The sequence below is a fragment of the Sunxiuqinia rutila genome, assembly GCF_050589705.1.
Lineage (GTDB): Bacteria > Bacteroidota > Bacteroidia > Bacteroidales > Prolixibacteraceae > Sunxiuqinia > Sunxiuqinia rutila.
In genome coordinates this window covers 147,043-164,782 of the sequence record NZ_JBNGOT010000006.1, presented here as the reverse complement: position 1 = coordinate 164,782, position 17,740 = coordinate 147,043, and the positions used below count along the sequence as shown (strand labels likewise).

General features: G+C 46.0%; 17 protein-coding genes. 8 read left to right on the top strand and 9 right to left on the bottom strand.

Annotation, left to right across the window (positions count from 1 at the left end; genetic code table 11):
• Window positions 1-74: 74 nt before the first annotated feature.
• From ACRD6K_RS09390 to ACRD6K_RS09380, 3 genes are read right to left on the bottom strand one after another with little or no spacing between them, the layout of a single operon-like run.
• The gene (locus ACRD6K_RS09390) at window positions 75-1,415 is read right to left on the bottom strand and encodes a peptidylprolyl isomerase (protein WP_430973038.1); all 1,341 of its coding nucleotides are present in this window, start codon (window positions 1,413-1,415) and stop codon (window positions 75-77) included.
• The gene (locus tag ACRD6K_RS09385) at window positions 1,412-2,221 is read right to left on the bottom strand and encodes a peptidylprolyl isomerase (protein ID WP_430973037.1); all 810 of its coding nucleotides are present in this window, start codon (window positions 2,219-2,221) and stop codon (window positions 1,412-1,414) included. Before ACRD6K_RS09385 ends, ACRD6K_RS09390 begins: the two co-directional genes overlap by 4 nt.
• Window positions 2,221-3,045 (bottom strand): peptidylprolyl isomerase, encoded by an 825-nt coding sequence (locus tag ACRD6K_RS09380; protein WP_430973036.1) that lies wholly within the window; start codon window positions 3,043-3,045, stop codon window positions 2,221-2,223. The genes ACRD6K_RS09385 and ACRD6K_RS09380 overlap by 1 nt, the downstream gene beginning before the upstream one ends.
• 147 nt (window positions 3,046-3,192) lie before the next feature.
• On the opposite strand from ACRD6K_RS09380, the gene ACRD6K_RS09375 reads away from it, so the two are divergent.
• The 4 genes from ACRD6K_RS09375 to ACRD6K_RS09360 all read left to right on the top strand — a co-directional run bounded on the left by ACRD6K_RS09375 (window position 3,193) and on the right by ACRD6K_RS09360 (window position 6,010).
• A complete protein-coding gene (locus ACRD6K_RS09375; protein ID WP_430973035.1) occupies window positions 3,193-3,741 on the top strand; it encodes a GNAT family N-acetyltransferase in 549 nt (182 codons plus the stop codon).
• 175 nt (window positions 3,742-3,916) lie between these two features.
• Entirely contained in the window at window positions 3,917-4,153 is a 237-nt protein-coding gene (locus ACRD6K_RS09370; RefSeq protein ID WP_299578518.1) for an acyl carrier protein, read from the top strand.
• Window positions 4,154-4,279: 126 nt separating this feature from the next.
• Window positions 4,280-5,092 (top strand): mechanosensitive ion channel family protein, encoded by an 813-nt coding sequence (locus ACRD6K_RS09365; RefSeq protein WP_299578519.1) that lies wholly within the window; start codon window positions 4,280-4,282, stop codon window positions 5,090-5,092.
• 33 nt (window positions 5,093-5,125) lie between these two features.
• Window positions 5,126-6,010, top strand: a complete 885-nt coding sequence (locus ACRD6K_RS09360) for a DUF3078 domain-containing protein (RefSeq protein ID WP_299578520.1) — start codon at window positions 5,126-5,128, stop codon at window positions 6,008-6,010.
• A gap of 344 nt (window positions 6,011-6,354) precedes the next feature.
• Here ACRD6K_RS09360 and ACRD6K_RS09355 read toward each other — a convergent pair whose 3' ends face one another.
• From ACRD6K_RS09355 to ACRD6K_RS09345, 3 genes are read right to left on the bottom strand one after another with little or no spacing between them, the layout of a single operon-like run.
• Window positions 6,355-6,561, bottom strand: coding sequence for an RNA-binding S4 domain-containing protein (locus ACRD6K_RS09355; RefSeq protein WP_299578521.1), 207 nt, complete (start codon window positions 6,559-6,561; stop codon window positions 6,355-6,357).
• A 9-nt stretch (window positions 6,562-6,570) separates the two neighbouring features.
• The gene (locus ACRD6K_RS09350; RefSeq protein ID WP_430973034.1) at window positions 6,571-6,924 is read right to left on the bottom strand and encodes an MmcQ/YjbR family DNA-binding protein; all 354 of its coding nucleotides are present in this window, start codon (window positions 6,922-6,924) and stop codon (window positions 6,571-6,573) included.
• Between the two features lie 45 nt (window positions 6,925-6,969).
• Window positions 6,970-7,332 (bottom strand): YraN family protein, encoded by a 363-nt coding sequence (locus ACRD6K_RS09345; RefSeq protein WP_430973033.1) that lies wholly within the window; start codon window positions 7,330-7,332, stop codon window positions 6,970-6,972.
• A 129-nt stretch (window positions 7,333-7,461) separates the two neighbouring features.
• Between ACRD6K_RS09345 and ACRD6K_RS09340 the strand changes: the two genes are divergently transcribed.
• The 3 genes from ACRD6K_RS09340 to ACRD6K_RS09330 are packed head-to-tail and all read left to right on the top strand — an operon-like array spanning window position 7,462 to window position 13,035.
• A complete protein-coding gene (locus ACRD6K_RS09340) occupies window positions 7,462-8,697 on the top strand; it encodes a TolC family protein (protein WP_430973032.1) in 1,236 nt (411 codons plus the stop codon).
• Window positions 8,698-8,708: 11 nt separating this feature from the next.
• Window positions 8,709-9,911, top strand: a complete 1,203-nt coding sequence (locus tag ACRD6K_RS09335; protein WP_430973031.1) for an efflux RND transporter periplasmic adaptor subunit — start codon at window positions 8,709-8,711, stop codon at window positions 9,909-9,911.
• Window positions 9,912-9,927: 16 nt separating this feature from the next.
• Window positions 9,928-13,035, top strand: a complete 3,108-nt coding sequence (locus ACRD6K_RS09330; RefSeq protein WP_430973030.1) for an efflux RND transporter permease subunit — start codon at window positions 9,928-9,930, stop codon at window positions 13,033-13,035.
• A 143-nt stretch (window positions 13,036-13,178) separates the two neighbouring features.
• Here the strand turns inward: ACRD6K_RS09330 and ACRD6K_RS09325 are convergent, their stop codons facing one another.
• Window positions 13,179-14,081, bottom strand: a complete 903-nt coding sequence (locus ACRD6K_RS09325) for a S66 peptidase family protein (RefSeq protein WP_430973029.1) — start codon at window positions 14,079-14,081, stop codon at window positions 13,179-13,181.
• Between the two features lie 115 nt (window positions 14,082-14,196).
• On the opposite strand from ACRD6K_RS09325, the gene ACRD6K_RS09320 reads away from it, so the two are divergent.
• Window positions 14,197-14,847: an NADPH-dependent F420 reductase gene (locus ACRD6K_RS09320; RefSeq protein WP_430973028.1), complete on the top strand. Its 651-nt coding sequence runs from the start codon at window positions 14,197-14,199 to the stop codon at window positions 14,845-14,847.
• Window positions 14,848-14,927: 80 nt separating this feature from the next.
• Here ACRD6K_RS09320 and tnaA read toward each other — a convergent pair whose 3' ends face one another.
• Both tnaA and ACRD6K_RS09310 read right to left on the bottom strand, forming a co-directional pair.
• Window positions 14,928-16,304: a tryptophanase TnaA gene (tnaA, locus tag ACRD6K_RS09315; protein ID WP_430973027.1), complete on the bottom strand. Its 1,377-nt coding sequence runs from the start codon at window positions 16,302-16,304 to the stop codon at window positions 14,928-14,930.
• A 179-nt stretch (window positions 16,305-16,483) separates the two neighbouring features.
• On the bottom strand, window positions 16,484-17,719 hold the full coding sequence (locus ACRD6K_RS09310) for an alpha/beta hydrolase family protein (RefSeq protein ID WP_430973026.1): 1,236 nt from the start codon (window positions 17,717-17,719) through the stop codon (window positions 16,484-16,486).
• Window positions 17,720-17,740 lie beyond the last annotated feature (21 nt).

Below are 17,740 nucleotides of genomic sequence, written 5' to 3'. Positions count from 1 at the left end.
CTGTTGAAATAGATCGGCAAAGATAATCATTCAAGGGGGAAAACGTAAATTGGATGGAAGGAAATACCAAAAGCCTAGTCGATAATGGTGATTTTTTTCACACGAATATCGTTCAAGGGCCTGAAATCTTCGTCTGTTTGAAGCTTTACTATTTCATCGGCTACCTGCAACCCATCGACCACTTCACCAAAAATGGTGTAGGTTCCGTCCAGGTGAGGAGCACCGCCCTCAATTTTGTAAATCCGCCGTTGTTCGGGCGTAAACCGTTGTCCATTCTCTTCTTCAATGGCATCCAGTTCACTGTCGGAGTACACCCGGCCGGTGACAATGTAAAACTGGGAGCCATCGGAACGACGTTTGCTGTTGCCGCGATCGGGCTTTCGGGGGGAGCCTATCATGCCCCGCCGATGGAAGAAGCCTGGAACAATATGAGCCGGCAGGGTGTAACCGGGACCTTTCCAGCCTACAATGTCATTGGGGCCGGCGTAGCGGGTGTCCGCAGCACCGCTTTGAATGCCAAAGCCTTTAATTACACGGTGAATCAGCAGGCTGTCGTAGTAGTTTTCACGCACCAGCCGGATAAAATTATCACGGTATTCGGGCGTTTCGTTGAACAGCCGGATCTGAATCGTGCCATAGTCGGTTTCCATGCGCAAGCCTTTAACTTTGCTGTTGGCTTTGCTCATGGCCTCGCTCGCCTGGGTGCGCAAGTTTTCCAGTTTTTGCACGGTTGCTGATTGCTTCTGCAGTAGGGCTGCAATGTAGGTTGACGGAATAACCAAATTTTGGTTTTCGTAGGTAACAACTTCCGCATAACCCAGGCCAATGCACTGAAGGTTGGAAACAAAGACCGGAGTTCCGTAAGATTTTGATCGGAAGAGGTTGTCAACGCGGTATTGGTTAACCCCGGCAACCTTGCCGTAATTGAGCACCTGGCCGCGATGCAGGGGGAGGGTGTTGCTTTGAGGTTTGGTCAGGTAGATGCTTTTGGCGGTTTTGGGAACAATGCCCGGATAAAGCGGAATGGGGGTGCGTTCAATGCCTTCTACCTTTAGCAGCACCAGATTGTTGATCCGGTCAACGGCCAGAAACCCTGAAATGGCATAGGTCTTCTCTTCATCAAATGGAGTGATGCGGACATCTGTGGCATTCTTGAGCATGGATAGCCGGCATACAATCTCCTGTTTGCCAACAAAGAATGCCGTTTCGCTTTCTAAAAAACGCCCCTTGTTGAAGCTTTCAATTTTAACCAGCGATGGAACGAATTGAGCATAGTTTTGAGCCGAATCAGCTGGTTTCGCTTTTGCTTGTTTCGCCTCAGGCGAAGTGTTTTTCTCTTTTTGAGAAGACGATGTGCAGCTAATCAGGTATCCGCAAATGAGCAGAAAAAACAAGGCGTACTTTAGGTATTTCATTCGATCAGATTCACTTCAATGGTTACATCTTTCAGGGGGCGGTTGTTTTCATCGGTTTCCAGCGCAGCAATTTTATCAATCACCTCAAAACCGCTGATGCACTTGCCAAAAATGGTGTACTTGCCATCCAGGTCAGGATAACCGCCCACGGTGGTGTATGCTTTGCGCTGAGCCTCGGAGAACTCCAGTACATTTGGATTGAGTTGATAGGCTGATTCAATATCTTTCTTAACCCGTTCGGCAATGGCCCGAAACTCATCCACTTTCTTCTCGGCTTTCAACTGTTTTAGCTCCTCCCGGATAGCGGGGGTGTAAATCTGTTGCGTAATCTTTTTACGAATGGGACGGTTAACAGCCATTTCCAGCGTATCCAGCTGTCCTTCTGTAAAAACCTGGCCTTTTACGATGTAGAATTGCGAAATATCGGACTGCTTGAAGGGGTTAACCTCATCGGGTTGACGGGGAGCACACAAGGCACCTTTTTGATGGTAATAGTGTTTCAGAATTTCATCATCTACCGTATGTTCCGGATCGCCATAACCAATGCGCTTGCCGGGAGGTGCGTTGCGCGATGACTTGGAGCCTCCCTGGATCAAGAAGTTTTGAATGACACGGTAGAATAAGGTTCCATCGTAGTAGCCCTCGCTGGCCAGCTTGATGAAGGCATTGCGGTGCTTGGGCGTGTCGTTGTACAGTTCAAACTTCATGGTGCCCAGGTTGGTTTTAATTTCAACCACCCGGTCTTGCGCCTGACTCACGTTGTGCAGGCTCAGTAAAAAGAGTATGATCAGTGTTAGTTGCTTCATTAATCCAGTACTTTCACTTTCATTTGAATATCTTCTACCGGACGGTCATACCGGTCTGTTTCAACGGCAGCAATTTTGTCCAGCACATCCAGTCCATCAATCACTTCGCCAAAGATGGTGTATTCCTGATCCAGTGAGGGATAGCCTCCAACAGTGGTGTAAGCCTCACGGCGCTCGGCTGACAGTTTTTTCGCAGGCAGCTGGCTGGCTTCTGCGTTGGCTTCTTCTCTGATTTCAGCGACACGAATATTGAATTGATCCTGATCGTCGGCTTTCCGAAGCTCGTTCAGTTCTTGTTGAGCCTGATCCAAATGTTTTTTCATGATGGCTCGCTGTTGTTGCTGATTCATCTTTTGTTCCAGCGTGTCTAAGGCACCTGGCGTGAATACCGTTCCCTGCAAAATATAAAACTGGGAACCCGATGAACGCTTTTCCGGGTTGTCAGGGCCTCCCCGCCGGGCAGCAGCAAGCACGCCCTTTTTGTGGAAAAACTGATCGTTAATCTCAGCTGGCAGCGTGTAGCCCGGATCGCCTCCACCCAGCCGCTGGCCTGGTGTCGCATTCTTCGAATCCGGATCGCCTCCCTGAATCATAAAATTCTCAATGATCCGATGAAAGAGCAATCCGTCATAAAAACCTTCATTGGCCAGTTTGATAAAATTATCGCGGTGAATAGGCGTTTCATCAAACAAACGGAGGGTGATGTCGCCATAGGAGGTCTCTATCTTTACCACACTGCCGTTTTCTTTGTTACTTTTCGAGTTTACACATGAAACCTGGAAAAACAAGAATCCGGCAAGGCAGGTTATCAGGAGCTTTTTCATAGAATTTGCTTTAATTATTGAGATCATTTTAAGATGCTGTTGCTTTAGCGTTTGCACAAATATAATTAAACTTGGGAGTGTCGCGAAACGAAGATTGTAATTGCGAAAATCAGGACGTCTCTTAAAAATAAGTATCTTGACGGCCTCATGGAAAAGCTGATTGTAAACTCCAAAATTGCCTTGGAACCACTGAAATTCTCGCATGCATTTCAAATGTTTCAGGCGATTGATCAAAACCGCAGGTTTTTATCACCCTGGCTTCCTTTTGTGCAGGACACCGAGACTCAGGAAGATACTGAATCCTTTATTCAGTCGGTTACATCTGTTGCTGCCAAAGACCGCGACGAGGTATTTGTGATTTGGTATAATGATCGGTTTGCTGGTTTAATTGGTTTTAAAGATAGTGACCGGGTGAACCGGAAAACTGAAATTGGCTACTGGTTGATTGAATCGATGACCGGAAAAGGAATCATTGTATTGTCAACCAAGGCTTTAATTGAGTTCGCTTTTTCGCATTTAAAGATGAACCGGATCGTGATTCGTTGTGGGGTGGGGAATCACAAGAGTTCAGCGGTTCCGAAACGGCTTGGTTTCCAAATGGAAGGCATTGAACGGGACGGTGAAAAGCATCAGAACAGGTACATAGATCTGGAAGTGTATAGCTTGCTTCGGAAAGAATGGGCTAATGGATTGTAAGCTACCAATGTTACTTTTAAACTTATTCACATAAATTTTCCTTCTAATTTTTTCGATTTCCCAAAACTATTTTAATCTTTGAATCGTTTAGTGGTTTGTTCGACTATTTTATATTTGCAATGAATTTATGTCCTTGAGCCAATGAATAGTTGGGCATAGATTAAAATTAAACATGATGGAAAACAAGACAATTAGAAGAACCTTATACCGGGTTTTAAGAAAAACAGGTGTGCCTAGAAAGGAGATCGAACTGGACGCAGCCTTTGATGAAGACCTAAATTTTGATCACGTCGATTGGGCGTTATTCCTTTTTTATCTGGAAGAATGTTTCAAAATCAATGTACAGGATGAAGAAGTTTCCCGCATGCGTCAAGTGAAAGATACTTTGAATATGATGGAAACAATGGCATAATGCTAAATGTTAGTTAGCAATCTACAGAAGACGGCCCCAGGTCGTCTTTTTTGTTTTTTTTTGAATTTATCTTAAGCAAGAGTTGTAAATTGAATGTTATTTAGGAAACTTTAAATTCATCAGATTATGGAATTTTTACAGCAAGGTACAGAATGGTTAACTGAAATGGCTGTTCTTTATGGTGTTAAGCTGATTGCAGCAGTGGTTACCCTCCTGATTGGTTTATGGGTGATTAATATTATTTCGAATGCTTTCTCCCGCTTAATGGACAAAAGGGAAGTCGACATTTCCCTTCGAGGCTTTCTGAAAAGTATGTTCAGTATTATCCTGAAGGTTTTATTGATCGTTTCGGTTATCGGAATGATGGGCGTCGAGATGACTTCGTTTATTGCAATTCTCGGTGCGGCCGGTTTGGCAGTTGGCATGGCTTTGTCTGGTACTTTGCAGAACTTTGCAGGTGGAGTTATTATTCTTATTATCAAACCCTTTAAGGTGGGCGATTATATTGAGGCCCAAGGGTATGCCGGAACTGTTCGCGAGATTCAGATTTTCAATACCGTTCTGAAAACGCCGGATAACATTACTATTGTTATTCCTAATGGAGGCTTATCTACGGGGTCAGTAAAAAATTATTCAACAGAGGCGCGTCGCCGGGTTGATTTTGTTTTTGGTATTGCCTATGGCGATGATTACGATCAGGCGAAGGCCTTAATTACACGCTTGGTTGAAGCGGACACGCGAATACTGAAAGATCCTGCTCCGTTTATTGTTTTAAGTGAGTTGGCTGACAGTTCGGTCAATATTACTGTTCGGGTATGGGCTGAAGCTGCCGACTACTGGAGCATCAAGTTTGATTTGACGGAGAAGGTGTATAAAGAGTTCCCAAAATCAGGACTGAACATTCCGTTTCCCCAACTGGATGTACATGTTCAAAAATAAAGACTTACTCTGGTTATGAAACTATTTTTTTCAATGAAATATTTACTAAGCATTTTGCTGTTAATTCCTTTCATCGGGTTCTCACAATCGGCAAACGATACCACAAAAGTGTGGACCAAGGGCGGAACCATTTCAATCAATTTTTCGCAGGTTTCGCTCACCAACTGGGCAGCCGGAGGTAAGAGTTCGGCGTCGGGAACAGCACTTTTCAATGTTTTTGCCAATTATAGAAAGGATAATTTGAGTTGGGAAAATGCCTTGGATTTAGGTTACGGGCTTTTAAAAGAAGAAGATGATAAGCCAGTAAAAACAGATGATAAAATTGATTTCAGCTCAAAGTTCGGCTTGAAACCCTCACCTGAAAGCAAGATCTTCTACTCGGCCTTGTTTAACTTTCGCACACAAATGACCGATGGCTATAAATATCCGGATACGGAAAAAGTCATCTCTTCGTTTATGGCGCCGGGATACCTTACATTGGCCTTGGGGGCCGACTATAAGCCGAATGATAAGTTCTCGTTGTTGGTGTCGCCACTGACCGGTAAAATGACGGTCGTGTCGGATGAGGAACTGGCTGAAAATTATGGTCTTGATGCGGGCAAGAAAAGTCGATCGGAGCTTGGTGCTTTTATTAAGACCCAGTTTAAAACAACGGTGGTAAAGAACGTTAGCCTGGAATCGAAGCTGGACTTATTTTCCAACTATCTGGATACACCGCAGAATATTGACATTCATTGGGATGTTTTGGTGAATATGAAAATTAATGATTACCTCTCGGCTAATTTAATCACCAACATGATTTATGATGATGATGTCAACATTGCCGTCGATAACAATGATGATGGAGTGATTGATTCAACAGGCCCACGGATCCAGTTTAAGCAATTATTTGGTGTTGGACTGAGTGTAAAATTCTAAAAGGAGGGTTTTTGAAGGTGTTTTTAGATTTTCTGCTTTACAAAATAATTTCACTCATGAGTCCACAGGGCCTGTTTCGGGCCTAAAAGTGCCAGTTCATATAATCTAGGTGAAAAAACTTGGAATATGGTGGTACTTGAAGTAATTTTGAATTGATTCAAGAGAGGAAAATCGTAAACCTTTTCTTCTTACTCTCTTTAATTGTTCTCTTAAGCACACAAGCATTTCAAGCCGGCGAATTCTCGCCGGCTTTCTTTTGGAATAGGTTTTACAGAGAATTGAGCTAAGCATGGCTTAGCGGATGGACGAGAGAGTTGCTTTATGGAGGGTAATTGTAATACGGTTCATTTAACAAGAATCGTCTGTCCTTCAAACTCAATTTGATCACCAGTCCGTATTTTAGCCCGTTTGCGGTATTCAACTTCGCCATTTAAGCTCACCAGTCCGTCTTCAACAACCAGTTTGGCCATGCCCCCTGACTCTACTAGCCGCATCAGCTTCAGGAGTTTTATCAGTTCAATATAGTCTGTTTTTAATTCAAATTCGATCATGCTTTGCTTTTAAAGTTTTGATAATTCGTTTTGCTGTTTTTTGCTTAGTTTTTCAACAACCAGCCCATAAGAGTGGTCGATCCATTCCCGGATTTGTTGGTCGGAGACGGTGCCATCCACCAAAACGGTGTTCCAGTGTTTCTTATTCATGTGATAACCCGGCAAAACACAGCTGTGTTGTTCGCGAAGCTCAATGGCTTTTTCGGGTGTACATTTCAGGTTCACGCTTAAATCTCCTTCCAGGTCTGTCAATGCAAACAGTTTACCCATGACTTTAAAAACCAGTGTGGTTTCGTCAAAAGGGAAATCTTCTGTTGCACCTGGTTTCAAAAGGCAGTAATCTCTTAGTTCTTCAATGTTCATCACCTTGCTTTTGTAAGGGCCAAAAATAGGATTAAATGATCAATTTCAGGAGGTTGGATAAAAGGCATCCTTAAAATGCTCCAGCTCAAAGTTTTGTCCGTAGAAAATGATTGAAATGACATCGAACCGGGTGTCCCGGTTGCTGTCTTTTTCCAGAATATAGGCTTCGGCCGCATTGACCAGAAACCGGATTTTCTGGTTGCTTATGGCTTCAGCGGGGTGTTCGTAGCTGTCAGTGCTTCGGGTTTTCACTTCTACAATCACCAGCTCATCCCGGTCGAGAGCGATAATATCAATCTCGTAGTAATGATGCCGCCAATTGGTTTCCAGTATTTGGTAGCCCAAGGTGCGCAGGTGTTCTTGCGCCAGTTCTTCACCCTTATTCCCGATTTCTTTTTGACGACTCATGACCCAAAGATTTTAAGCAAGTTAAGGGAATGGTTTTGATTGGCAAAATTGGTAAATTAGTTGGCAAACAATTTACTCTCTGGATTGTCTTTTAAAATAAACATTTGTTCTCATTTCAACTGCCGTACTATGCTTAAACTGCTCCCGATTTTACTCGTTTTTTGTGCTGCTGTTGCCTATGGGCAAAACCCTGTTTTGTCGATTCAGCAAGCGGTTGATTCAGCCTTACTGAATAATCCCGACCTCAATCAGGCCAAAGCGTTGCTCAGCCAAAAGGAAAATGAATGGCGAACCCTGACAGGCATTGAGGCCCCTGAAATCAGCTATTTTGAAGAGGGAATGAACTCCCGCGCGGCCAAACCTTTTGAAGAAAGGCGATGGACCATTTCGCAATCCGTCGATTTTCCGCTGACGACCATCTATCGGTTAAAAGCGGTTAAGCAGGAAGCCAAAGCCTTAAGCTTTCGAATTAAGGCCTTGGAGAATGAGATCAAATCGCAGGTGAAATCCCGCTACATTGAAGTTCTTTATGCTCTGCACCTGCAGGCGTTGGGCAAGCAACAAAGCAAGCTGGCCGAAGAGCTGTATAAAGCGGCCTATGCCCGTTTTGAAACCGGCATGGGCAATGGGATGGAGCTGTTAAATGCCGAGCTGCAGGTTTCGGAAGCCCAGAATGTGGTGAGCGAATCCAATCGGTTGTTGCACCAGGCTCGTTACAGTTTGTTCTACCTGATTGGGCTTGAAATTGCTGAAATCAGCTATGACATTCATTTTTCGGACACCTTGAACAGCCGGGTGGTCGATATCAGCCAGATTCAGGCCCTGGCGGTTTTGCAGGAGCAACCAAGCTATTTGGCTGCCTTGTATGACTATCAGGCTTCTGAAAACAAGCTAAAAGAGGCTAAAAGTAATATTCTTCCCGACATCCGGTTCAATCTTTACAAGCAGAATTACGGCGATGGCTTCAACTTCAATGGTTTTGAAGTGGGCTTAAGTATTCCCATCTGGCTTCCTTTTGAGCAGAAAGGCAAAATACGCATGGCTGAAGCGCGGCAAACCGAAGTGGAGTGGCAGCAAAAGGCCATTGAACTGGATATGAAACAACAAATTGAACATGCCTGGCATAGCTATGAAAGCAGCAAACAGATTATTGATCGCTACAACGAAACCATGAGTGGGAAGTCGCAAAAGCTGCAGCAATTGAGTTTAAAAGCCTATCAGCTTGGTGAAATTGATTTGTTGAATCTGCTTAATGCGCAGCAAACCTATCTGTTCAATCAAAAGCGCTACCTCTTGTCTTTACGCGATTACTACCTTCAGCTGGCGCAGTTGGAGAAATTTCTGGATCAGGAACTAGTCTATTAAACACACACATCATGATACTAAAAAAACATTTTTATCCTTTAAACATGCTTTTGCTTCTTCTGACCCTTGGGGTTGGGTGTTCCAACGATAAGGCCAGCAAGGAAGTCCCGGTTCAGATTGAGGAATCACCGCCATCAGTTTCCGGAATGCCGGAAGGGAAGTTAATTATTCAGCTGTCGGACAAAGAGAAAGATGAATTGCAGATTGAAACAGCCAGGGTAAGCAGCAACATTCAGAATTATCGCTTACAGGTTCCCGGGGTGGTATTTCCGGCATCGGGCTATGTTAGCATCATCAGTACCCCGCTCGACGGACGGGTGAGCGCAGTCATGATTCGGGATGGTGATCCGGTTCGGAAAGGGCAGGAGCTGTTTAAAATTGAAAGCCTGGTGTTTGGTAACCTCGTGGCCGAATATTTACAGGGACTGGCTGAGGAGCGTTTTCAAACCACCCGTCTGGAACGGCTGAAACAGTTGGTCGAGCAAACCATTAGTTCGAAGGCTGAACTGGATCGGGCCATGTCGGATTACCAGCGGGCTTCTGCGACCTCTATTGCCGCTTTCGCCAAGCTGAAAGCCATTGGGGTGCCCGACCATGAAATTGAAGCCTTGAAAAGCGCAGAAAACATCGATCCGAGTTTGAAAATTCATGCTCCCATTGGCGGCAAGTTTGACCAGCGAATGGTGGAGTTGGGGCAATCGGTGAATGCACTGGAAAAGCTCGGTCGCATCATCGATACCGACAAAGTGCTCATAAAGGGTTACCTGAGCCCGGAAGATGCTCGTTCTATCCAAATGGGGGACTCTGTCCGGATTGGCCGACGCGACAATGACCAATTGGGAATCGCTGCAGTGGTGAGCTCGGTAAATCCGGGGCTGGACGAAGAAAATCGATCGGTAGTGGTTAATGTCGAAGTTCATCCGGAGGACGGTTGGCCCAAGCCCGGGGAAACCGTGCGTATGGAGATTGCAACCCGCTCTCTGGGCGAAGTGTTTGCGGTTCCATTAAAAGCGGTGACTTACGATGGCAATCAGGCTGTTGTCTTTGTCAAAAAGGATGAGAGTACCTACGAAAAGCGAGGGATTGAGATTACGGAGATTCAGGATCAGTTTGCCATTGTGAATGAAGGCATGCAGGAGGAGGAGGAAGTGGCCATTTCGCAGGTTTTTAGTTTGAAGGCCCTTTCACGCTTTGAAATGATAGCGGAAGAATAATTTAACCATCACGATTATGCTCAATCAAATTATAGAGTTTTCAGTCAGACAAAAATTCGTAGCACTATCTTTAGTTGTTTTGATGGGGGCTGCCGGGGTGTTCTCTTTACTGAGACTGCCCATCAACTCCCTGCCTGATGTTACTCCCGTTCAGGTATTGGTGATTACCAAGGCGGGTCGGTATTCGCCTTACGATGTGGAAAAGCTGGTGAGTTATCCCATCGAAACAGCTATGAACGGCTTACCCGATGTAAAAGAGGTGCGCTCCATTTCTCAGTTTGGCTTGTCGGCAGTGACGGTCGAATTTGAGGAGAACACCGATATTTACTTTGCACGCCAAATGGTTAGCCAGCGTTTGCAATCCATTAGCGATGAGCTGCCACGAGACGTTTCAACACCCCAGTTGGGACCAATTTCGACGGCCCTGGGCGAAATCTATCAGTATGAAGTGAAGGGCGAGAATTATTCCCTGACTGAGCTCCGGGAGATTCAGGACTGGCTGATTGCCCCGCAACTGAAAATCGTTAAAGGAGTTACCGAGATCAACTCATTTGGAGGTTTTGTCAAGCAGTACAATGTGGTCATTCAGCCGGGCAAAATGCGCAATTACGGGGTCGGCATTCAGGAAATCATCACGGCCATTGAGCAAAACAACAGCGTGTCGGGAGGTAACTTTTTGGAGCATAACCGGGAGCAATACATTGTTCGTGGTTTTGGTCAGATTAACCGGAAGGAGGACATTCTCAACATCGTCGTTACCAAGCTCGACAATAAACCGGTTTTTATCAAGGATTTGGCCGATGTGGAGTTGGGAACACAGATTCGGCAAGGCGGTGTTACCCGCGATGGGAAAGGCGAGGTGGTTACCGGTATTGTGATGATGCTGCGCGGAGGAAATGGGCGGGAAGTGATTGCTGAAATTGAAGAAAAAATTGCATCCGTCAATGAAAACCTACCCGAGGGCGTGACGATTGAGAAGTTTTACGATCAATCCGATTTGATTGAACGAACCACCGGAACCATCACCACCAACCTGGTTGAAGGAGGATTTTTGGTTATTGTGGTTTTGTTGCTGTTGTTGGGTGAGTTCTCCGGGGCTATCATCGTAGCCATGGTTATTCCGCTTTCCATGTTGTTCGCTTTCATTGGCATGCGCGAGTTTGGGCTCGCTGCCAACCTCATGAGTCTAGGAGCCATTGACTTTGGAATGGTGGTGGATGGCTCTGTGGTGATGGTGGAAAATATCATCAAAAGGCTGCGCGAAAAGCAGGGCGGAAAAGACACCGATGAGGTGATTATCAAGGCGGCCCGGCAAGTGGTTCGCCCCATCTTTTTTGGCGTACTTATTATTCTGATGGTGTATGTGCCCATCATGACCTTCAGCGGAATGGAAGGCATTTTATACCGGCCGATGGCCATAACGGTGGCTGCCGCAGTGTTGGGATCGTTGCTGTTGGCACTGGTGTTTATTCCCTCGGTTTCAGCCTTGATTTTCAAACGAGGTGTCAAGCCCCGAAAAAACTGGCTGATTAACTGGTTGCAACCCATTTATCAGCGGTTCTTGGAGCGCAACATTCAAAAGCGCGTTTTGGTACTAAGCGTGGCGCTTGCGGTTTTTGGCCTTTCCATGGTGGTGATGGTACGACTGGGAAGTGAGTTTTTACCTGAGCTCGAAGAAGGTTCTATTTTGGTGGAACAAGTGCGAATGCCTTCCGTTACGCTCGAAGAATCCATTGAAAATGCCAACTGGCTGGGTGGTCAGCTCATGAAAAATATTCCGGAAATTCAAACGGTGGTTCCCAAAACCGGACGTTCCGATTTAGCCAACGATTGGATGGGCGTTCATCAAACCGATGTGTGGGTGGTGCTGAAAAACCCTGATGAATGGCGTCGTGGAATTACCAAACAGGACATTATTGCTGAAATTGAGCCTTACCTGAAAACAGAACCCGGGCTGGCTTACAACTTTACCCAACCCATAGCCATGCGGGTGGATGAGCTGACCAGTGGGGTGAAATCGGACCTGGCCGTGAAGATTTATGGTGAAGACCTGGAAGAACTGAATCGGATTGGTGAGTCTATTTCGCAGGTGGTGGCTGGCCTGGATGGCACAGATAACTTTTTTGTGGAGCAGGCCATCGGACAACCTTACTTAACCATTGCTATTGACCGCGAAGCCGTGGCTTCATTTGGTTTGAATGTTGATGAAGTGCAGCAAGTTATTGAGGCCGGGATTGGCGGACAAGTGGCCGGTCAAGTATATGAAGGCCAGCGGCGCTTTGACATTCTGGTTCGTTACCCGGAAGACATCCGTCAGCAATTGCAGCAGATTCAGGAAATTCCGGTTTATCTGGCTAATGGTCAGTCGATACCGTTGAAGCGGGTCAGTCAGATCATTGCACAGGAAGGGCCACGCGAGATTCAGCGTGAGAATGGCTGGCGTCGCCTGATTGTGGGTGTTAATATAAAAAACATGGACATCGGAAGTTACGTAGGCCAGTTGCAGGAAGCCATTCGTGAAAAGGCTGTTGTTTCGCCGGGCTATTTTATCGAATACGGTGGAACATTTGAAAATCAGCGCCGGGCCATGAACCACCTCTTGCTGGTTGTGCCGCTTTCTTTGTTTATCATTATTGGTTTGCTGTACCTTAATTTTGGCAACATGCGTTATGCCATGATCATCTTGCTGAACCTGCCATTTGCCTTGTCTGGTGGAGTTTTTCTTTTGTGGGTGAGAGGCCTGTATCTGTCGGTTTCAGCAAGTATTGGATTTGTTGCGCTGTTTGGCGTGGCGGTGCTCAACGGCATTGTGCTGCTTGATCATATCAATGAAGTGCGTAAGGAGACTAAAAAATCGCTTAAGGAAACGGTCATTACCGGGGCGGTAGATCGCTTGCGACCGGTTTTAATGACTGCTCTGGTGGCCAGTTTGGGCTTTATTCCCATGGCCTTTAACTCGGGGCCGGGATCAGAAGTTCAGCGGCCCTTGGCAACGGTGGTTATCGGCGGTTTAATCACCTCCACCTTGCTGACCCTGCTGGTGCTTCCAACGATTTACTTGTGGGTGGAAAAACGACGAAACAAGCCGGAGGACAACCCTGAAGCGAACCCATTGACGACCTAGATAAAAGAAGGTGTCTAAAAAGTATAATTCTTCGTCATTGCGAAGGAGGAACGACTGAAGCAATCTCTTATTCATAAGATTGCTCTGTTTCACTCGCAATGACAGTTTTACATGCTAAAGCGACCTTTTGGACAGCCTCTTTTTTATGTGGTGGTCAGTACGGCCTTTTTTGTGTCAACCCTTAACTCATAATTGGCACCAAAAACAAGTGGTAAATTGCGTTCAATATGACCGGCCGGAAAATCAAAACATACAGGGAAGTGCTCGTCTTTCAGCACGTCACGAATGATTTCCCGCGCTGTTTGCCCAAAGGGTGAATCATTGTCTTTCATTTCGGTGAAACCGCCTACTATTAGGCCGTTCAGCTGGCTTAGTCTTCCTGCCAGCTTAAGGCTGTGCATCATCCGGTCAAGGTGATAGAGGTATTCCGACACGTCTTCAATAAATAAAATACGGCCCTCGGTTTGAGGTTCGAGCGGAGTGCCCAGCAAGCTGTAAAGAATGGACAGGTTGCCGCCAATAAGTGTTCCGGAGGTTTGCCCAGTCCGGTTAAAAGGGTGGTTGGCAACGGTTGTCGCCGGAAGTTTACCTGTCAGGGTTTTCACCAGTTCGTTAAAGCTCTCAGTCGATTGATTATCTTTCAGGTATAAGGCGGGCATGGCCCCGTGTATGCTGCAAAAGCCTTCCTGTTGAAGCCGGGCGTGCAGGGAGGTAATGTCACTAAAGCCTACCAGCCATTTCGGGTGCTTGCGAAAAGCAGACAGGTCGATCTGGTCAATCAGGCGTATGGTGCCATAGCCTCCGCGGGCACAGATGATCGCTTTGCAATGCGGGTCGTCCAGGGCTTGCTGCAAGTCATTCAGGCGGTTTTGGTCGGTTGCGGCAAACTGAAAATGAGCATCAAAAACATGATCGCCCAGGATTACCTCAAAACCTTGCTGGCGGAGTAAATTCACGCCGTCCAGTATTTTCTCTTTCACTACTTTTCCTGCAGGGGCTACAATTCGGATCCGGTCTCCCGGCTGCAAATATTCGGGTCTCAACATGGGGTTCTAAATTTCATTTGAAGGTACAAATCTTCCTGTAATGGCGAAAACCAAATTCAGAAATATAGCGTATCAGTAATAACGTAATCAGTATTAATTATTTAGGTGAAGTGCCATGAGAAAACAAGTCGGTATTTTAGGATCAGGAAGCGTGGGCCGGACATTGGCTGACGGCTTTTTAAAATATGGTTATGAGGTAAAAGTGGGAACGCGCGACAGACTTCGGCTAGCCCATTGGTTAAAACAAGCCGGAGAAAAAGCCTCCGTTGGTTCCTTTTCAGATGCAGCTCACTTTGGCGACCTGGTTGTTTTGGCCGTTAAAGGCAGTGCGGTGGAGTTTGTGCTCGACCTGGCCGGAGCGGCTACTTTGCATGGAAAAACAGTGATTGATACCTGCAATCCGATTAGTGATGATCAGCCGGTTCATGGCGTTTTGCATTTCTTCACCAAGATGAATTTTTCGCTGATGGAGCACCTGCAGGAGAAGTATTCGCGGATTCACTTTGTCAAAGCATTCAGTTGTGTGGGGAATGAGTTCATGGTGAACCCGGAGTTTGAGGGCGGCAAACCGACCATGTTCATTTGTGGAAACAATGAAAACTCTAAAAATCAGGTAAAAGAAGTGCTTGACCTTTTTGGCTGGGAGATTGCTGATATGGGAAAAGCTGAGGCTGCCCGAGCGATTGAACCACTTTGCATGCTTTGGTGTATTCCGGGTTTTCAGCACAATGAATGGAGACACGCGTTTAAACTTCTGAAAAAATAAGCCTGATCAGGACTTTCCTCCCAACCAGGCTATTTGTTTTAGTGGTTTTTGCTTTGGAAAAGGCAGTTATCAAAGTGTTCTTAGCTTCGTTCCAGTTTTACCGTAAAATGGCGCATAATGGGGGCTTCTTCCGCAATCCGGAAGCCTCTGGTGATTTGGTCCCGTCGATCCAAAATGTTTTTCAATCCGGCTGCTACAACATCCATGTGGTTATTGGTATACGTCCGACGCGGAATGGCCAGTCGCAAGAATTCCAGCTTTGGATAACGGTTTTCTTTGGTTACCGGATCACGGTCGGCCAGCAAAGTGCCCACTTCCACACCTCTCACTCCGGCTTCCAAATACAGCTCAACCGCAAGGGTTTGTGCAATGTACTCTTCCTTCGGAACCTGTTGCAGGAAGCGCTTGGCATCCACAAAGACAGCATGTCCGCCCAGTGGTTTCTGAACCGGAATGCCCATTTTAATCAGTTGGTTACCCAGGTAATGAACCTGGCGAATGCGGTTTTCGAGGTAATCTCCGTTGGTGACTTCTTCCAGCCCGATGGCCAGTGCATTCATGTCGCGTCCGGCCATCCCTCCGTAGGTGATAAAACCTTCGTACATGATGTTGTAAACCGTAGCTTGCTGGTGCCAATCTTTGTGGCGTATAGCCAAAATACCGCCGATATTTACAATCCCATCCTTTTTACTGCTCATGGTCATCCCATCGGCATATTGATACATTTCGCTTACAATTTCGCGAATGCTTTTGTTTTGGTAACCCGCCTCCCGGTTCTGAATAAACCAGGCATTTTCAGCAAAACGGGCAGAGTCGAAAATCACCGGAACCTGGTATTGATCAGCAAGCTCACGGATTTGGCGGAGGTTTTCCATAGATACGGGCTGCCCGCCTGAGCTGTTGCAGGTAAGGGTAACAATGATCATGGGAATCTGCTCGCGTGGATGTTCTTCCAACACGTGAGTCAGTTTGTCAATTGAAATATTGCCTTTGAAAGGATGGGGTCCGTTGGTGTCAAAAGCTTCATCAATGGTGCAGTCTATGGCTTTGGCCTTTCGAAATTCAATGTGTCCTTTGGTCGTATCAAAGTGGGAGTTTCCCGGCACCAGCTGGCCTTCTTTCACCAGAACCGAAAACAGCACATTTTCGGCCGCTCGTCCTTGGTGGACAGGTAAAAAGTAGTCGAATCCAAAGATTGTTTTGACTTTTTCCTTGAGGTGAAAATAGGATGATGATCCGGCGTAACTTTCGTCTCCGGTCATTAAGGCCCCCCATTGGCGGTCGCTCATGGCGCCGGTGCCACTATCGGTCAGCAGGTCAATAAAAACCTGGTCACTTTTTAGGTTGAATAAATTGTAATGCGCCTGATGAATCCATTGTTCCCGTTCTTCACGGGTGCTTCGGTAGATGGGCTCTACCATTTTTATTTTATAGTTTTCAGCAAAAGGTAAATCCATTTCTCAATTCATTTGAAGTTAAAGATTACATTAATATCAGTTAAATGAACTGGAAATGAAAAGCATCACGGTTTTTGATGTTTTTGAATTGGTCTGTTTTTGCTTGTACATCAGGTGTTGACATACAAGCAAAAATAGGATTTTGACCCGTCAAAAAGTATTAAAAATGTCAGTTTTGCTTACTTGTTTTTGAGGTCGATAAACCAATTGATGGAAGCAACGCCAAAAGGTAAAATGGCAGATTGATGATCGGCTCCGGGAAGTTTAACCAGCTTAATCAGATCGTCACTCACATTTAAAGCTTTAAATCCCTCATGCATCTGAACCGAAAGTTGAAGAGGCACGTAGGTGTCGGCTTCGCCATGGAAAAGTCGGGTAGGGCTTGTTGTTTTCCACGGCTGTACGCTGTTTTGCGTTAGGGCAGTTTGGATCGACATGTATTGGGCATCGGTGGCATAGCCTGTGCGAAAACCGGCTTGAAACAAGTCTTCAACCTGGGTGGTAAGCTCGTCATTGATTGCATTTCCGGGGGTAACTCCGTTGAAAAGTTCCGGAATTTTGGCCGCATATTGATCAGCAAAGATTTCATTCAGCGGATTGGGGTATTTGTTGTGAACGTGGTAGGCTTGCATGAGGTAAGCCAAAAAATAGGGCATGGGGTAGCTGTCTTGTTCCACAATCAGTTCATTCAACAGGTTTAAATTATACGGGCCGGCACCACAGGTAGTGGCTTTCAGCTGGTAATCTTCCAGGCCGTTTTGCTCAATTTCGTGTTTCAGCTGCATGGTTGACCATCCGCCTTGTGAGTAGCCCATCAGGTATAAATCTTCGTTAAGTGAGGCCGAAATATGCTCCTGGCTGACAAATTCACGGGTTGCCTTGAGCAAGTCAACCAGGCTGGGCAAGGTGTTGTCTTTTTCAAGGTAGGGGTGAAAAACCTGGGTGGACTCACCAAAACCTGGGGAGTCGGGGATAACCACAATAAACCCCAGCGCAGCGAAATTTTTGAGAACCAGAAAAAGTTCGTTGGATTCATCCACCGTTGGGGCTTTGCTGTATTCCACATTCGTGCCGTTTTGGAAACTAATTACCGGGTAGTTGCCCGGCTTGTCCGGAACGGAAATTAAGCCGGAAACCAGCAGCGGATCGTCCTCGAAAGTGGTGTTGTAAGTTACCTTGTACACTTGCGCGCCCGAGCTGACTTCATTGTCCATGGTACCGTCATCATCGAACTGTGCGGCCAGCAAATTAAACAAAAGCTGGGCCGAATTTTGGGTAATGGTGCCAAGCTGTTTTTCTGATTCGAGGAAGACAAAGGACGTTTCAGTAGGTGTAGGATCGTCGTTTTTTCCACAGGAAATAAGGAGAAGTGCCAGAAAAAGGGCGAATAGGAAACGGTAATATTTTTGATTCATCGTTGATCGTTTAATTTAAGT

Bases quoted from the DNA above. Each gene is read 5' to 3' on its own strand.
- ACRD6K_RS09390 (WP_430973038.1), bottom strand. From the start codon at position 1,415: ATGAAATACCTAAAGTACGCCTTGTTTTTTCTGCTCATTTGCGGATAC.
- ACRD6K_RS09385 (WP_430973037.1), bottom strand. From the start codon at position 2,221: ATGAAGCAACTAACACTGATCATACTCTTTTTACTGAGCCTGCACAAC.
- ACRD6K_RS09380 (WP_430973036.1), bottom strand. From the start codon at position 3,045: ATGAAAAAGCTCCTGATAACCTGCCTTGCCGGATTCTTGTTTTTCCAG.
- ACRD6K_RS09375 (WP_430973035.1), top strand. From the start codon at position 3,193: ATGGAAAAGCTGATTGTAAACTCCAAAATTGCCTTGGAACCACTGAAA.
- ACRD6K_RS09370 (WP_299578518.1), top strand. From the start codon at position 3,917: ATGGAAAACAAGACAATTAGAAGAACCTTATACCGGGTTTTAAGAAAA.
- ACRD6K_RS09365 (WP_299578519.1), top strand. From the start codon at position 4,280: ATGGAATTTTTACAGCAAGGTACAGAATGGTTAACTGAAATGGCTGTT.
- ACRD6K_RS09360 (WP_299578520.1), top strand. From the start codon at position 5,126: ATGAAATATTTACTAAGCATTTTGCTGTTAATTCCTTTCATCGGGTTC.
- ACRD6K_RS09355 (WP_299578521.1), bottom strand. From the start codon at position 6,561: ATGATCGAATTTGAATTAAAAACAGACTATATTGAACTGATAAAACTC.
- ACRD6K_RS09350 (WP_430973034.1), bottom strand. From the start codon at position 6,924: ATGAACATTGAAGAACTAAGAGATTACTGCCTTTTGAAACCAGGTGCA.
- ACRD6K_RS09345 (WP_430973033.1), bottom strand. From the start codon at position 7,332: ATGAGTCGTCAAAAAGAAATCGGGAATAAGGGTGAAGAACTGGCGCAA.
- ACRD6K_RS09340 (WP_430973032.1), top strand. From the start codon at position 7,462: ATGCTTAAACTGCTCCCGATTTTACTCGTTTTTTGTGCTGCTGTTGCC.
- ACRD6K_RS09335 (WP_430973031.1), top strand. From the start codon at position 8,709: ATGATACTAAAAAAACATTTTTATCCTTTAAACATGCTTTTGCTTCTT.
- ACRD6K_RS09330 (WP_430973030.1), top strand. From the start codon at position 9,928: ATGCTCAATCAAATTATAGAGTTTTCAGTCAGACAAAAATTCGTAGCA.
- ACRD6K_RS09325 (WP_430973029.1), bottom strand. From the start codon at position 14,081: ATGTTGAGACCCGAATATTTGCAGCCGGGAGACCGGATCCGAATTGTA.
- ACRD6K_RS09320 (WP_430973028.1), top strand. From the start codon at position 14,197: ATGAGAAAACAAGTCGGTATTTTAGGATCAGGAAGCGTGGGCCGGACA.
- tnaA (WP_430973027.1), bottom strand. From the start codon at position 16,304: ATGGATTTACCTTTTGCTGAAAACTATAAAATAAAAATGGTAGAGCCC.
- ACRD6K_RS09310 (WP_430973026.1), bottom strand. From the start codon at position 17,719: ATGAATCAAAAATATTACCGTTTCCTATTCGCCCTTTTTCTGGCACTT.